Below are 14825 nucleotides of genomic sequence, written 5' to 3' on the forward strand. Positions count from 1 at the left end.
GGTCCAGGCCAGCCCGAGCCGCGAGAACCCCCTCCCCCTACCCCCCTCCCGCAAGGGGAGGGGGGACTCGTTTGGATTGCGTCGACATCTGCTGCTGATCTCCTCGGCCACATGGGAGAGGCAACGCAAATGGATGGGCCTGCTCTGGCCGTTCACCGGATTATCCGCCTCACAGCCGGATCGCGGTGCCGGTGCGGCGCGAGCGTTCGGCGGCGAAGGCCATGAAGTGGCTGTCCAGCGATTCCTCCAGCGAGGTCAGGGCGACGTTCACCTGGCTGCGGCCGCGGCGCTGGATCTGCCGGCCCAGGAACTCGGCCATCAGCCGGTCGTCGCCGCCGCCATGGCCGCTGTCCTCGGGCACGGTCAGGCGGATCGTGGTGACGTCGTCGGTGCGGAAGTCGATCACCGTGATCTCGTTCTTCTCCAGATGCCCGGCGATCTCGCCATGGGTGCCCATCAGATGCAATGTCCGGGTGTTCTCGGCGGTGAAGGCGCTGACGTTCAGCGTGGCGCTGACGCCGTTGGCGAAGCGCATCGCCACCACCTGGTTGTCGACCACGTCGTTGTCGCAGCGATAGACGCAGCGGCCGTAGGGCCCCTCGCGCAGCGCGGCGCGGATGCCGTCCGGCGAGGTGTCCAGGCTCAGCACCTTGTGCGGCCAGGCATCGGCCGGCTTGAACTTCTCCAGATAGATGCGCTGGGCGGAGTAGGGGCAGACGCGCTCGACCTTGCAGCCCTCGTCGCAGCGGTCGGTCGACCCGTCGGGCGCGTTCTCGCGCCGGAAATGCGCCAGCGAGCCGTAGGAAGACACCTCCTGGCATGGCGCTCCGGCCAGCCAGCGGATGATGTCCAGGTCGTGGCAGGTCTTGGCCAGGATCAGCGGGCTGGACTCCTCCTCGCGCCGCCAGTTGCCGCGCACGAAGCTGTGGGCGAAGTGCCAGTAGCCGATGTGCTCGGTCTGGCGCAGCGTCACCAGCCGGCCGATCACGCCGCGGTCCAGAATCTCTTTTATGCGCGAGAAGAAGGCGGTGTAGCGCAGCACATGGGCGACTGTCACATCCGCCCCTGTTTCCCTCGCGGCCTCGGCCAGGGTGCGGGTCTCCTCCTCGGTCGGCGAGATCGGCTTCTCCAGCAGGATCCCCAGGCCGCGGCGGATCGCGGCCAGCGCCGGCTCCAGATGCAGCGCGTCCGGCGTGGTGATCAGCACCGCATCCAGCTCGGTCTCGCGCGCCAGCAGGTCGCGCCAGTCGGCATAGAGGTGCTCGGACCCCAGGCCGTGCCGGGCGGCGGCGTCCTGCAGCCGGTCGGCCCGCGGGTCGGCGATGGCGACGATCCGCGCCTGGTCCGGCCGGCGCCGGATATAGTCGCCATAGGCCTCGATGCCGCGGTTGCCGGCGCCGATCACCGCAACGCGGATCTGCTGGGATTTCAAGGATTTGGACATCGGTCTTGGCTTTCGGCTCGAACGATGGAGGTGGACGGGTCTAGCCCTTGACGGCGCCGGCGGTCAGGCCGCGGGTGAAGTGCTTCTGGACCAGGGCGAACAGTATGGCCGCGGGCAGGGTGGTGACCACGCCGGCGGCCATCAGATAGTCCCAGCGGATCACGTTCTCGCCGACGAAGCGGGTCAGGGCCAGGGTGACCGGCCATTTGCCGTCGTCGGTCAGCATCACCAGCGGGAAGATCAGGTCGCTCCAGGCGTGGATGAAGGTGTAGATCGCGGTCATCGCCAGGCCCGGCCGGACCACCGGCAGGATGATGTGCCACAGGCTCTTCAGGCGCGAGCAGCCGTCGACCATCGCCGCCTCCTCCAGCTCGCGCGGGATGCCCAAGAGGAAGCCGTGCAGCAGCCAGATCGCGATCGGCATGGCCAGGGCGGTGTCGCACAGGATCACCGACAGGTAGGTGTCCAAGAGGCCGGCCGCGATCATGAATTCGTAGAGCGGGATGACGATCACGACCGGCGACAGCATCTGCGTCGCCAGCACCAGGAACAGCAGCGCGGTGCGGCCGGTGAAGCGGAACCGCGCCAGGCCGTAGGCGCCCAGGAAGCCGAAGCTGGTCGAGATCGCGGCGGCCGCCCCGGCGATGATCAGGCTGTTGCCCAGGGCCTCGACCACCCGGTACTGGCCGAACAGGGCGCGGGCGTAGTTGCCGAGGTCCAGGCTGCGCGGCAGGAATTCCGGCGGCCAGACATACAGCCGGTCATAAGGGGTGAAGGAGGTCTTCAGCATCACCCAGACCGGCAGCAGCAGGAAGCCCAGCAGCAGGATCAGAGCCCCATGCCGCCCGATCTCGGGCAGGAGGCGGCGCCCAAAAGTGCTGGAGGTCGTCATTCCTCGCCCCCCTTCAGCACGCGCCAGTACAGGAGCGACACCGACATCAGGATGGTGAAGACCACGACCGCCATGGCCGAGGAGGTGCCGAAGTCGAAATTGCCGAAGGCGGTCTCGTAGATCTGGATCGGCAGGGTGGCGGTGGCGCCGGCCGGGCCGCCCTTGGTCAGCGGCCAGATCACCTGGAAGGAGTTGAAGGTCCAGACGGTGGACAGGAGCACGCAGGTCATCAGCACCGGCCGCAGCAGGGGCAGGGTGATGCGGCGAAAGATCTGCAAGGGCCGGGCGCCGTCGATCCGCGCCGCCTCGATAAGGTCGTCGGGGATGCGCTGCAGCCCGGCCATCAGCGTCACCACCATGAAGGGGATGCCCAGCCAGGCATCGACCGCCACGGTGGCGATGAAGGCCGTGGTCTCCTGGCCCAGGAAGGAGATCGGCTCGCGGATCGCGCCGGTCACCAGCAGCACGGCGTTGATCCAGCCGGACTGGCCGTCCAGCACCCAGCGCCAGGAGATGGCGGCGATCACCGCCGGCGTCACCCAGGGCAGCATCAGCAGCGCCAGATAGACCTTGCGGCCGGGGAAGGGGCGCTGCAGCAGCAGCGCCCCGCCCAGGCCGATCAGCAGCTTCGCCCCCACCGAGCAGGCGGTCCACACCACCGTCAGCCGCAGCGTCCGCAGGAAGGCCGGCTCCTGCACCAGCGCCAGGAAGTTCTCGGCCCCGACGAAGTCGTTGCCCTCCCAGGGCGCGGTCAGCACCACATGGTGCACCGACTGCCAGAAGATGCGCAGGACGGGCAGGCCCAGCAGCGCCACGATCAGCAGCAGCGGCAGCGCCAGATAAGGCCAGGGCGCCCGGTCCGGCGACCAGGGGCGGGCGCGGGTGGCCCGGTGCGCCGTGGCGGGGGCGAGCGCGACCACGGGGTCAGGCGCGCGGTTCGATGCGGGCCTTGCGGATCTTCTCCGCCGCCGCATCCAGCGCCTCCTGCGGCGTCGCCTTGCCCAGGATCGCCGACTGCACCGCCTCGACCATGATCTTCTCGAAGGGCTGCCAGGCCCGCGGCGTCGGCTGGGCGAAGCCGTTCGCCTTCATGGCGATGAAGGTCTGCCAGAACGGCGTCTTGAAGGTGTCCATCTGCTCCTCCTCCGCCAGCAGCGGCACCAGCCCGCTGGTCGCGTCCCACTTGGCGTGGATGTCCGGCTGCAGCAGATAGGCGACGAACGTGCCGGCCGCCTCGGGATGCTCGCTCCTGGCCGAGATGGCGAGGCTGTCGGAGACCAGCTCGCCCTTGCACTCCTTGCCGCAGGGCAGCGGCGCCACGGCGTAGGGGGCGGTCTTGTTGTCGGGATCGAGGCCCATGATCGCCTTGCCCCAGGGGCCGCTGACCATCATCGCGATCTTGCCCTGGGCGAACAGCGGCGGGTGCTGCTCGCGGTTCAGCTCCAGCGGGTTGGGCACGACCTTGTCCTTCTGGAACAGGTCGACATAGAACTGCAGCGCGCCCACCGCCTCCGGGCTGTTGATCTTCGTTTCGCCCGACGAATCAAAGGCTTCGCCGCCGTTCTGGTAGACGAAGTTCAGGAACTGGCTGACCAGGGTGACATGGGCGGCGGCAGCCGTGGCGTAGCCATACATGCCGGGGTTCTTCTCGGTCACCGCCTTGGCGGTCGCCACCAGCTCGTCCCAGGTCTTGGGCGGGGTCGGGATCAGGTCGGTGCGGTAGTACAGGGCCTGGGTCGAGAACGCCATCGGCACGGCCATCTGCTTGCCGCCGAACTGCGCCGCGACGCGCACGGGCTCCGGGATCCGCCCCAGCGTCTCGGCGTCGACCAGCCCGTCCACCGGCCGGATCGCGCCCATCATCGAGAACTCAGCGACGTTGCGGGTGCCGATATAGGCGACGTCGGCGGCGCGGCCGGCGATGAAGTCGGTCGACAGCTTCTGGAACGCCTCGTCCCAGCCCACGCCCTCGACCTTCACGGTGATGTCCGGGTTCTTCTCCTGGAAGCCGGCGACGATCTCGCCCAGCAGCTTCTGGTTCCGCTCCTCGCTGGCGCCGGGGATGAAGAAGCGGATCTCCTCGGCCAGGGCCGGCCCGGCGAGGCCGGCGGCGATGAGGAGGACGCAAAGGCTCGGCCCGAGCCGCATGCTGCGCAGGTTCATGTTAGCCTCCCGTGGCTGGTGTTGCTTGGCTTGGGAACGGCCCCGATCCCGAAGGATCAGGGCGGGCGTCTCATCCCGCCCTGGCGGAGGAGAAGGTCCAGCGCCAGGCCGACCGCACCGCGCAGATAGCCGTCGCCCTCGTCGGGGCTGATGACGATCCCGGTGCGGCATTCGTCGAAATTGTAGCCATGGGCGCGGAAGCTCTCGTTCAGCGCCTTCAGCAGGTAGATGTTCAGCGCCGGCTGCGGCGCCCGGAACACGATCGCCTCCAGGTCGAACAGGTTGGCGACCTGGGCCAGGGCCTGGCCGATCCAGCGGCCGGCGCAGTCGAAGATCTCGATCGCCTCCGGGTCGCCCTGCGACGCGATATGGGCCAGCACGGCGATGTCGTCGGACAGGCCGCGCTTCAGCGCCTGGCGCGAGATCGCGGACAGCGAGGCCAGCGAGGCCAGGCAGCCGCATTTGCCGCAGCGGCAGGCGGCGCCGGAATAGGGAGCCAGCGACAGGTGGCCGATCTCGCCGGCCTGGCCCTTGCCGCGATAGACGTCGCCGTTGATCGAGATGCCGGATCCGATCTCGTTCTGCAGGCTCACGACGGCATAGTTCTCATAGGCCCGGGCCAGGCCCAGCATGCGCTCGGCGACGACGATGGCGTTGGACGGCGTCTCGGCCGCGACGCCGATGCCGAAGGCGTCCTGCAGCGCCGCGGTCAGGCGCCGGCCGGCGCCGATCACCTCGGCCCGGCGTGGCCCGACCTCGCCCAGCACAACGCCGCCGGCGGCCAGGGCGTCCCAGCCGGGGCCGCCCCTGCGGCGCAGCCGCTCCAGCGCCTCGACCAGCGGCGACGGGTCGTCATTGGCCGGGGCGGGCAGGGGGATCGGGCTCTGCTTCGGCGCGCCGGCCAGGTCGGCGATCACCAGCTGCGCCGACCCGGCGCCGAGATGCAGGCCCAGCAGCGTGCCATAATCGGGGTCGAGATCCAGCATCATCCGCGGCCGGCCGCCGCCCGACGCCTTGGCGCCGGTCTCGCGCAGCAGGCCGTGGCCGATCAGGGTGCGCACCAGGGGCGTCATGGCCGAGGCGCTGAGGCCCAGCTCGCGCGCCGCCTCGATCCGGCTGGCGCCGCCGCGGCGGTGGATCAGGCGCAGCAGCTCCGAGGCATCGCCCCAGCGCCCGCGCAGATCCGGCTCTCCCGTGCTCTTCGCCACCATTCCTCCGTGGAACTTTGTTCCTGTCCCCTGCGGCCTTATCGACTCATATTTCATGATTCGGGATGTCGCAACCGCATAATTTCTGATTATGAAATAAGCATACGTCCTTTGAGGGAGGCCGCCTTACGGGAAATTCAGGACGCGAATCGCCCGCATGCGTTACCGTTGATAGGAATTTTCCCAAGATCAGAAAGAAAATTTTCGCGCCTGCTTCCGCACCGAAAATATTGGCGCCGCGCCGCGGCGCGAAAAGACGGAGGGATGGGCATGACGAACAAGATCGTCATCGAGAACCAGAAGACGGGCAATCCTCAGAGCGAATGGGATATCGACGGGATCGGCGACGCCAATATCGTCGGCTTCGCCACCAGCATCAGCGTCGATCCCGGCGGGACGGTCAGCTTCAAGGTCGACACGGATTCGACGGACTACCGCATCGATATCTACCGTCTCGGCTATTACAACGAGGACGGGGCCCGGAAGGTCACGACGCTGCAGGTGCAACTGACCACGGCCCAGGTGCAGCCCGACCCGATCGTCGATCTCGGCACCGGGCTGGTCGATGCCGGAAACTGGGCGGTCTTGGCATCCTGGCTGGTGCCGTCGGACGCGGTGACCGGGCTCTATATCGCCAAGCTGGTCCGGCAGGACGGGACCGCGGGCGCGAACCACATGCCTTTCGTGGTGCGCGACGGCGGGGCCGGCAGCGACATCCTGTTCATGACCGCCGACACGACCTGGCAGGCCTACAACTCCTGGGGCGGCTACAACCTCTATGGCGGCAACCTGCCGCCGGGCCGCGCCTACAAGGTCAGCTACAACCGGCCCTACAACACCCGCGGCTTCGATTTCCAGAGCGGCCCGCAGGACTGGATCTTCGGCGCCGAATACCCGGCGATCCGGTGGCTGGAACGGAACGGCTACGACCTGTCCTACGCCACCGGCGTGGATGCCGATCGCGACGCGGCCGCGCTGCTCGCCTACAAGATCCTCCTGTCGGTCGGCCATGACGAATACTGGTCGGCCGCCCAGCGGGCCAATGTCGAGGCGGCGCGGGACGCCGGCGTTCACCTGGCCTTCTTCAGCGGCAACGAGTGCTACTGGAAGATCCGGTGGGAGCCGAGCATCGACGGCAGTTCCACCCCGTACCGGACCATGGTCTGCTACAAGGAATCGCGCGCCAACGCCAAGATCGACCCCAGCCTGGTCTGGACCGGCAGCTGGCGCGACCCGCGCTTCAGCCCGCCCGGCGACGGCGGCCGGCCCGAGAACGGGCTGACCGGCACGATCTTCCAGGTCGATTCCTACCGGCTCGACACGATCGCCATTCCCTATGCCTATTCCCGGCTGCGCTTCTGGCGCAACACCACGATCGCCAGCCTGCAGCCGGGCCAGACCGGCTCGCTGGTCACCGGCTATCTCGGCTATGAATGGGACGAGGATCGCGACAACGGCGCCCGGCCGGCCGGGCTGATCGACCTGTCGCTCTCGACCGTCAACGTCAGCACCTATCTCCGCGACTACGGCACGACGATCGGCACCAAGGATGCCGTGCACAGCCTGACGCTGTACCGCGCGCCCAGCGGCGCCCTCGTGTTCGGCGCCGGCACGGTCTACTGGGTCTGGGGGCTCGACCCGAACCACGACAACGAGCCCACCCCCGCGGACCCGATCGTCCAGCAGGTGACGGTCAACCTGTTCGCCGACATGGGGGTGCAGCCGGCCACGCTGCAGCCGGGCCTCGTCGCCGCCACGGCCTCGACCGACACGACCCCGCCGAGCTCGACCATCACCTCGCCGGCGGCCGGCACGACCTGGGCGGAAGGCCAGCGAGTGGTCATCGCCGGCACGGCGACCGATGCCGGCGGCGGCGTGGTCGCCGGTGTCGAGGTCTCGCTCGACGGCGGCGCCACCTGGCGCAAGGCGACGGGCACCACGAGCTGGACCTGCAAATGGACCGCCCAGGTGGCGGGGACCTACACGCTGAAGTCACGCGCCACCGACGACAGCGCCAATATGGAGACGCCCGGCAGCGGGGTCGCGGTGACGGTCTCCGCGGCCCCGACCGTCGGCCTCTGGGGCTTCGGCCAGCAGCCGGCCACGGTCTTCATCCAGGACCCGAACGGGGTGGAGCTGGGCGTGAAGTTCCTCTCCACCGTGAACGGCACGGTCGCCGGCCTGAAATTCTACAAGGGCCTGCAGAACGAGGGGCCGCACACCGGCAATCTCTGGTCCAGCGACGGCACGCTCCTCGCCAGCGCGGCCTTCGCGGACGAGATCCCGACCGGCTGGCAGACGGCGGCCTTCGGAACGCCGGTGGCGATCACCGCCGGTACGATCTATGTCGCGTCCTACCACACCAACGGCTTCTATTCGGCCGATGCCAACGGCCTTGCGAGCGGGCACACCAGCGGCCCGCTGACCGCTCTGGCGGATGCCGACGTCGGCAACGGCGTCTTTGCCTATGGTCCCTCCTCGTCCTTTCCGAACACCAGCTTCCAGGGATCGAACTACTGGATCGACGTGATGTTCGAACCGGGCGCGGCACCGGTGGGAGACAGCCTGTTCTCCCTGTCCGACGTCCCGGCGACCATCACCGTCGCCGATCCGTCGGCGGTGGAGCTCGGGGTCAAGTTCACCACCAGCGCCGCGGGGACGATTGCCGGCATCCGCTTCTACAAGGGGCCGCAGAACACCGGGGCGCATCAGGGCCGGCTGTGGACGGGGGCAGGTTCGCTGCTGGCGACCGTGACCTTCAGCGGCGAGACGGCGAGCGGCTGGCAGACGGCCTATCTCACCAGCCCGGTCGCGATCTCTCCGGGCACGACCTACATCGTCTCGTACCACTCGAACGGGTTCTACTCCGCCAACGGCGCCTATTTCGCTTCGGCGCATACCAACGGCCCGCTGACCGCGCCGTCGGATGCGGCGGCCGGCGGGAACGGCGTGTACAGCTACGGCGCGGCGGGCAGCTTCCCGAACAACACGTTCAACGCCACCAACTACTGGGTGGATGTGATCTTCGTGCCGGATTGAACGGGTCGGCGGCGCGGGTCGGGAAACAGCGTCCGCACCAGCGCCGCCGCGATCCGCTCCAGATGGCCGGCGTCCCGGTAGACGCGCTCCATCACCGCCAGGCCGCGGGTGAAGGTGACGACCAGGTCCGCGGCCTCCTCCGGCGACACCGCCAGCCGGGCGCGGGCCGCGTCGGTCGACAGCGCGGCCAGGACGATGCGGCGCAGCTCGTCCAGCATGCCGCGCAGCCGCGTCTGCAGCCGCGGATCGTCCAGCGCCGCCGGCTCCGTCGCTGTCTTGGTGCTCAGGCAGCCGCGTGCGGGAGAGCCGCTGGTCATGCTGGCGATGGCGGCGTCGAACAGGGTCCGCAGCGCCTGTTCCGGGTCGGGCCTCGACTCCATGGCCTGCCGGATGGCGGCCAGGAACCGCCCGACATAGGCGTCGAAGGCCAGCAGGAAGATCTCCTCCTTGCCGCCATAGGCGTTGTAGAGCGAGCCGCGCAGCACGCCGGTCGCCTGGGCGATGTCCTGCATGGTGGTGGCGCTCAGCCCCTTGCGCCAGAACACGCCCAGCGCCTCCGCCAGCATCTCGCTTTCATCGAACTGCCGCACGCCGGCCATCACCGCCTCGGATCATTCTTGACGGGGTTGTCAAACTTGACGCGTTTGTCAAAGATACAGCCGGCGGCGAGACTGCAACAGGCCAAGACGATGCCCGACACCCTCACCCTCTACGAACTGGCCGGCGCCGACGCCGCGCTGCGCTTCAGCCCGCATTGCTGGAAGACCCGCATGGCCCTGGCCCATAAGGGGCTGGAGGCGGAGCGGATGCCCTGGCGATTCACCGAGAAGGAGGCGATCGCCTTCTCCGGCCAGGGGCTGGTGCCGGTGCTGGTGCATGACGGCGAGACCGTCTGCGACTCCTGGCGGATCGCGCTGCATCTCGAGGAGCGGTTTCCCGACCGGCCGTCGCTGTTCGGCGCCGCCGCCGCCGTGCCCCTGGCGCGCTTCGTCAACGGCTGGGCCGATGCCGTGCTGAGCCCGGCGATCGCCCGGATCATCCTGGTCGAGATCTTCGACTGCCTGGACGAGCGCGATCTCGGCTATTTCCGCAGCTCGCGCGAGCAGCGCTTCGGCCAGAGGCTGGAGGAGGTTGTGGCCGACCGGCCGGCCCATATGGCGACGCTCACGCAGGCGCTGACCCCTTTGCGCCGGGCGCTGGCGCAGGACCCGTTCCTGTCCGGGGCGCAGCCGGCCTATGCCGATTACTGCGTCTTCGGCATGTTCATGTGGGCCCGCTGCACCAGCCCGGTCGAGCTGCTGCAGCCGGACGACCCGGTCTTCGCCTGGCGCGACCGGCTGCTCGACGCCTTCGACGGCATGGCCCGGGCGGCGCCCTGCGCTCGGGGTTGACGGCCGGGCGCGTCCAGCCGCCAGACCGCGCATTCGGTGCCGTAGTGTTGCTCGAGGCCGATGCTGCGCATGCCCAGCCGCTGCATCACCCGTATCGAGGCGGCGTTGCCGGGATCGGCCACGCCGTACAGGCAGGGTGCCCGCAGCGTGGTGAAGGCGAAATCGGCCATGGCCCGTGCCGCCTCGGTCGCCAGGCCCCGGCCCCAATGGTCCGGCCGCAGCCGCCAGCCGATCTCCAGCGGCTGGGCCGGGTCGTTCTCGATGTGCTGGACGCAGCCGGCGCCGATCACCTCGTCCGACCCGGCGAGCAGGAAGGCCCACCAGGAGAAGCCCTGGGCGGCCCAGCGCGCCTGCACCCGGGCGATGCCGGCGCGGACATCCTCCGCCGTGTCGGTCGTGCCGCCGACATAGCGCATCACCGTCGGATCGGAATTCAGCGCCAGCAGGCCGTCGAAGTGCCGCTCCGCATAGGGTTCCAGGCGCAGGCGGGGCGTGTGGAGAATGGTCATGCGACGTCGAACGCCTCGTGGAACGTCACCGTCCCGCCAGGCACCTCCGCGCCGAAGGGCAGCGCCAGGAAGTACTGGGGCGGGATTCCGGGCGACTGCAGTCTCGATTCAGCGGCGAAGCCGAAGCGGCCGTAGTAACCGGGCGCGCCGGCCAGGACGCAGCCCCGGGCCCCGAGGGCGCGGATTCGGTCGAGGCCGGCGCGGATCAGGGCCTGGCCGATGCCCCGGCCCTGCCGGTCGGGCCGGACCGCCACGGGGCCGAGCCCATACCAGTCCCGCACGGCGCCATCGATGGCGACGGGCGAGAAGGCGACCTGGCCGACGATCTCGCCGTCCTCCTCGGCCACCAGCGCGACCGTCAGCGCCCCGGCGGCCCGCAGCGCCTCGACGATGGCCGGCTCTCGACCGTCGCTGTAGGGCCGGCCGCGGAACGCGTCCTCGACCAGCCGGCGCACCGTCGAATCGTCTTCCGGCTGCTGGTCCCTGATCATGCCGCCTCAGGTGTCCAGCATGGTCAGGGCGGCCTTGCGGTCGCCCGGCTTCAGCTTCAGGAACAGCGTCCGGGCCTTCTTGATGTCGCTGTCGGATCCGCTCTCCGCCGCGGCCTTCAGGGCCAGCGCGGTCGCATTGTCCGCCCCGCAGATGAAGGCCACTGCCTTGGCCAGGCGCCCCATGGCTTCGCGATCGATCCTGGTCTCGTCCATCCCGGTCCTTCCCCGTGTCGCCGGCTGTCTTCGACGCCGGTTCTGGACCATCGCGGGATCGCTGCCCAGGATTTTCGATGTCCGTCAGTCGCCGGTCCGCTCGAAGCGCATGATCCAGTTGGTCTCCCAGCTCGCGCCGCCATCGGTCGAGAAGGCCTGCTCCCACCGCGCCGACCGGCCGGTGATCTCCGACCAGATGAAGCGCACCCGGATCGGCGTGCCCTCCCAGACGTCGTCGCCGAAGAAGGTGCCGACGCCGTTCTCGAACCGGCCGCGCAGCGGCGCCTCGTCCATGTGCAGGGTCCGGCCGTCGAACCACCAGATCGACCACAGCGTCGTTTCCGCGTCGAACAGGCGCAGCGTGGCGGCGCGATAGGGGCCGGCCGGCAACTCCAGGATGTTGTCGTCGATCGTGCCCAGGCCGCCGATCAGCGGGCGCATCTCGGAATGGCCGGCGAACTCGTCCCAATGCGTGTCGCCGGCCAGGCGGCGGCGCAGCCGGCGGTGCGACACCGACCAGCGGCCGAACAGAGGGCCGAAATCGTCGCGGCCGTCACTCGGCGAATCGGGGACGCTGGGGTCGGTGCCGGGGGCGGGCTTGGCGAACAGCGCGGGCATCGGTCTCTCCAGGATGAAAGGGCGATGCTGCGAAGGATGCGGGCGGCCAGCTGACATCCAGTGTCAGGATTTTTTCGGCTATGCTCGCTTCATGCGCGCCAACCGCCTGCTGTCGATCCTGCTGCTGCTGCAGTCCCGCGGCCGCCTGACCGCCCAGGCGCTGGCGGCGGAGTTCGAGGTGTCGGTCCGCACCGTCTACCGCGACATCGACGAGCTTTCGGCCGCCGGCGTGCCGGTCTATGCCGACCGCGGGCCGGGCGGCGGCTTCGCCCTGCTCGACGGCTACCGCACCCGGCTGACCGGGATGACCGCGAGCGAGGCCGAGACCCTGCTGCTGGCCGGGCTGCCCGGGCCGGCGGCGGATCTCGGCCTGGCCGAGCCGCTGGCGGCGGCGCGCCTCAAGCTGCTCGCGGCGGTACCGCGGGCGGCGGGGGAGGGCGCGGCCCGCGTCGGCGACCGCTTCCACCTCGACCCGGTCGACTGGTACCGCCGGGCCGAGCCGCCGCCGCACCTGCCGGCGATCGCGCGGGCGGTCTGGGGCCAGCGCCGGCTGGTGATCCGCTACGAGAGCTGGTCGGCCACGGTGCGGCGCACGGTCGACCCGCTCGGCCTCGTGCTCAAGGCCGGCGCCTGGTACCTGATGGCGCGGACCGGGGCCGACATCCGCACCTACAAGGTCGCCAAGGTGCTGGACCTGGACGTGCTGCCGGATGGCTTCGAGTATCCCCCCGGCTTCGACCTGGCGGCGCAGTGGCGGGACTCGCTGCAGCGCTTCGCCCGCGAGCTGCGCCGGGCCGAGGCGGTGCTGCGCGTCTCGCCCGAGGCGCTGCCGCTGCTCGACCGGCTCGGCGCCGACGCGGCCGAGGCGGTGCGGCAGGCGGAGCCGGATGCGGCGGGCTGGCGCCAGGCGACGGTGCCGATCGAGGGCGTCGGCCACGCCGCCCGGCTGCTGCTGGGCTTCACCGACACGATCGAGGTGCTGGACCCGCCCGAACTGCGGCAGGCCCTGGCCGACGGCGCCCGTCGGGTGACGAAGTTGTATGACAAGGAGCATTGACAATCCCGACCGGCGGCCTACCGTCCGGCCGATGCCGCGCCGCCCGGACGGCCCGGCCCGCCAGCGAGAGAGTGTGCGATGAACGAGCGCGGCCTGCGGAAGGGCCTGACCAGCTACGGCGATGCCGGGTTCTCGCTGTTCCTGCGCAAGGCCTTCATCAAGGCCATGGGCTATTCCGACGACGCGCTGGACCGGCCGATCATCGGCATCGTCGACACCGGCAGCGACTTCAACCCGTGCCACGGCAACGTGCCGGCGCTGATCGAGGCGGTGAAGCGCGGGGTGATGCTGGCGGGCGGCATGCCGATGGCGTTCCCGACCATCTCGATCCACGAATCCTTCGCCCACCCGACCAGCATGTTCCTGCGCAACCTGATGGCGATGGACACGGAGGAGATGATCCGCGCCCAGCCGATGGACGCGGTGGTGCTGATCGGCGGCTGCGACAAGACCGTGCCCGCCCAGATCATGGCCGCGGCCAGCGCCGACAGGCCTGCGATCGTGCTGCCCACCGGCCCTATGGTGGTCGGCCACCACAAGGGCGAGGTGCTGGGCGCCTGCACCGACTGCCGGCGGCTGTGGGGGCGCTGGCGGGCCGGCGAGATCGACGATGAGGAGATCGAGGCGGTGAACGGCCGGCTGGCGCCGTCGGTCGGCACCTGCATGGTGATGGGCACCGCCAGCACCATGGCGATCCTGGCCGAGACGCTGGGCCTGTCGCTGCCCGGCGCCGCCGCCATCCCGGCCACCCATGCCGACCGCATCCGCTGCGCCGAGGCCACCGGCCAGGCGGCGGCGCGGATGGCGGTGTCCGGCGGGCCGAGGCCATCCGAGATCCTGGTCCCCGGCGCCTTCCACAACGCCATGGTGGCGCTGCAGGCGGTCGGCGGGTCGACCAACGGGCTGGTGCATCTGGCCGCCATCGCCGGCCGGGTCGGGCAGCCTCTGGACTACGCCGAGTTCGACCGGATCGGGCGCGAGACGCCGGTGCTGATCGACCTCAAGCCCTCCGGCACGCATTACATGGAGCATTTCCATCATGCCGGCGGCGTGCCGCATCTGCTGGCGGAGCTGCGCGACCTCCTGGACCTGACCGTGCCGACCGTGGCCGGCGGCACCCTGGCCGACACGCTGCCGCAGCCCGGCGAGTGGCGCGACGAAGCGGTGATCCGGCCGCGGTCGAACCCGCTGAAGGCCCAGGGAGCGATGGCGGTGCTGCAGGGCAACCTGTGCCCGCGCGGCGCGGTGATCAAGCAGTCGGCGGCGACGCCGGCGCTGCTGCAGCACACCGGCCGGGCGGTGGTGTTCGATTCGGTCGAGGACATGGCGGCGCGGATCGACGACCCGGCTCTCGATGTCGCGCCCGACGACGTGCTGGTGCTGCGCAGCGCCGGGCCGAAGGGTGCGCCCGGGATGCCGGAGGCCGGCTACCTGCCGATCCCGCGCAAGCTGGCGCAGCAGGGCGTGAAGGACATGGTCCGCCTGTCCGACGCACGGATGAGCGGCACCGCCTTCGGCACCATCGTGCTGCACATCACGCCGGAATCCGCGGCCGGCGGGCCGCTGGCCCTGGTCCGCACCGGCGACAGCATCCGGCTCGACACCGCCGGCCGGCGCCTCGACCTGCTGGTCGATGAGGCCGAGCTGGCCCGCCGCGCGGCCGAGGCGCCGCCGCCGAGGCCGGCGCCGGACCGCGGCTATGCCCGGCTGTTCCACGACAGCGTGCTGCAGGCCGACGAGGGCTGCGACTTCGACTTCCTGGTGCCGGGCCGGAAGGCCGGCTGAACCGACCGACTGAGG

General features: G+C 70.1%; 13 protein-coding genes and 1 pseudogene. 4 read left to right on the forward strand and 10 right to left on the reverse strand.

Translation table 11 applies throughout. The features are described 5' to 3' along the window. Nucleotides 1-169: 169 nt before the first annotated feature. The 5 genes from ACFW16_RS30625 to ACFW16_RS30645 are packed head-to-tail and all read right to left on the reverse strand — an operon-like array spanning nt 170 to nt 5707. The gene (locus ACFW16_RS30625) at nt 170-1444 is read right to left on the reverse strand and encodes a Gfo/Idh/MocA family protein (protein ID WP_380312404.1); all 1275 of its coding nucleotides are present in this window, start codon (nt 1442-1444) and stop codon (nt 170-172) included. A 40-nt stretch (nt 1445-1484) separates the two neighbouring features. Next, nucleotides 1485-2336, reverse strand: a complete 852-nt coding sequence (locus tag ACFW16_RS30630) for a carbohydrate ABC transporter permease (RefSeq protein ID WP_380312406.1) — start codon at nt 2334-2336, stop codon at nt 1485-1487. Continuing rightward, nucleotides 2333-3256: a carbohydrate ABC transporter permease gene (locus tag ACFW16_RS30635; RefSeq protein WP_380312408.1), complete on the reverse strand. Its 924-nt coding sequence runs from the start codon at nt 3254-3256 to the stop codon at nt 2333-2335. The genes ACFW16_RS30630 and ACFW16_RS30635 overlap by 4 nt, the downstream gene beginning before the upstream one ends. Nucleotides 3257-3260: 4 nt before the next feature. Continuing rightward, nucleotides 3261-4499 carry an ABC transporter substrate-binding protein gene (locus ACFW16_RS30640; protein ID WP_380312411.1) on the reverse strand — a complete coding sequence of 413 codons (1239 nt, stop codon included), beginning with the start codon at nt 4497-4499 and terminating at the stop codon, nt 3261-3263. A gap of 56 nt (nt 4500-4555) precedes the next feature. Beyond that, on the reverse strand, nt 4556-5707 hold the full coding sequence (locus ACFW16_RS30645; protein WP_380312413.1) for an ROK family protein: 1152 nt from the start codon (nt 5705-5707) through the stop codon (nt 4556-4558). A gap of 270 nt (nt 5708-5977) precedes the next feature. Between ACFW16_RS30645 and ACFW16_RS30650 the strand changes: the two genes are divergently transcribed. After that, entirely contained in the window at nt 5978-8746 is a 2769-nt protein-coding gene (locus tag ACFW16_RS30650; RefSeq protein ID WP_380312415.1) for a N,N-dimethylformamidase beta subunit family domain-containing protein, read from the forward strand. On the opposite strand, the gene ACFW16_RS30655 is transcribed toward ACFW16_RS30650, so the two are convergent. Then, complete coding sequence (locus tag ACFW16_RS30655; RefSeq protein ID WP_380312417.1) at nt 8713-9345, reverse strand: TetR/AcrR family transcriptional regulator; 633 nt, start codon at nt 9343-9345, stop codon at nt 8713-8715. The genes ACFW16_RS30650 and ACFW16_RS30655 overlap by 34 nt on opposite strands. Before the next feature lie 90 nt (nt 9346-9435). Here ACFW16_RS30655 and ACFW16_RS30660 point away from each other — a divergent pair, with 90 nt between their 5' ends. Then, the gene (locus tag ACFW16_RS30660; protein WP_380312420.1) at nt 9436-10137 is read left to right on the forward strand and encodes a glutathione S-transferase family protein; all 702 of its coding nucleotides are present in this window, start codon (nt 9436-9438) and stop codon (nt 10135-10137) included. A 77-nt stretch (nt 10138-10214) separates the two neighbouring features. Here ACFW16_RS30660 and ACFW16_RS30665 read toward each other — a convergent pair. From ACFW16_RS30665 to ACFW16_RS30680, 4 genes and pseudogenes are all read right to left on the reverse strand, one after another. After that, a pseudogene (locus ACFW16_RS30665) lies at nt 10215-10646 on the reverse strand (GNAT family N-acetyltransferase); the annotation flags it as partial. After that, nucleotides 10643-11137 (reverse strand): GNAT family N-acetyltransferase, encoded by a 495-nt coding sequence (locus ACFW16_RS30670; RefSeq protein WP_380312423.1) that lies wholly within the window; start codon nt 11135-11137, stop codon nt 10643-10645. The gene ACFW16_RS30670 and the pseudogene ACFW16_RS30665, both read right to left, overlap by 4 nt. Before the next feature lie 6 nt (nt 11138-11143). Continuing rightward, a complete protein-coding gene (locus ACFW16_RS30675; protein ID WP_380312425.1) occupies nt 11144-11350 on the reverse strand; it encodes a hypothetical protein in 207 nt (68 codons plus the stop codon). Between the two features lie 84 nt (nt 11351-11434). Next, nucleotides 11435-11968, reverse strand: coding sequence for a DUF1579 domain-containing protein (locus tag ACFW16_RS30680; protein ID WP_380312427.1), 534 nt, complete (start codon nt 11966-11968; stop codon nt 11435-11437). Nucleotides 11969-12059: 91 nt separating this feature from the next. On the opposite strand from ACFW16_RS30680, the gene ACFW16_RS30685 reads away from it, so the two are divergent. Further along, nucleotides 12060-13025, forward strand: a complete 966-nt coding sequence (locus tag ACFW16_RS30685; protein ID WP_380312429.1) for a helix-turn-helix transcriptional regulator — start codon at nt 12060-12062, stop codon at nt 13023-13025. A gap of 78 nt (nt 13026-13103) precedes the next feature. Further along, on the forward strand, nt 13104-14810 hold the full coding sequence (locus ACFW16_RS30690) for an IlvD/Edd family dehydratase (protein WP_380312432.1): 1707 nt from the start codon (nt 13104-13106) through the stop codon (nt 14808-14810). The last annotated feature ends 15 nt before the right edge of the window (nt 14811-14825 follow it).

It is taken from the genome of Inquilinus sp. NPDC058860 (assembly GCF_042743185.1).
In the GTDB taxonomy this organism is placed as follows: Bacteria; Pseudomonadota; Alphaproteobacteria; order DSM-16000; family Inquilinaceae; genus Inquilinus.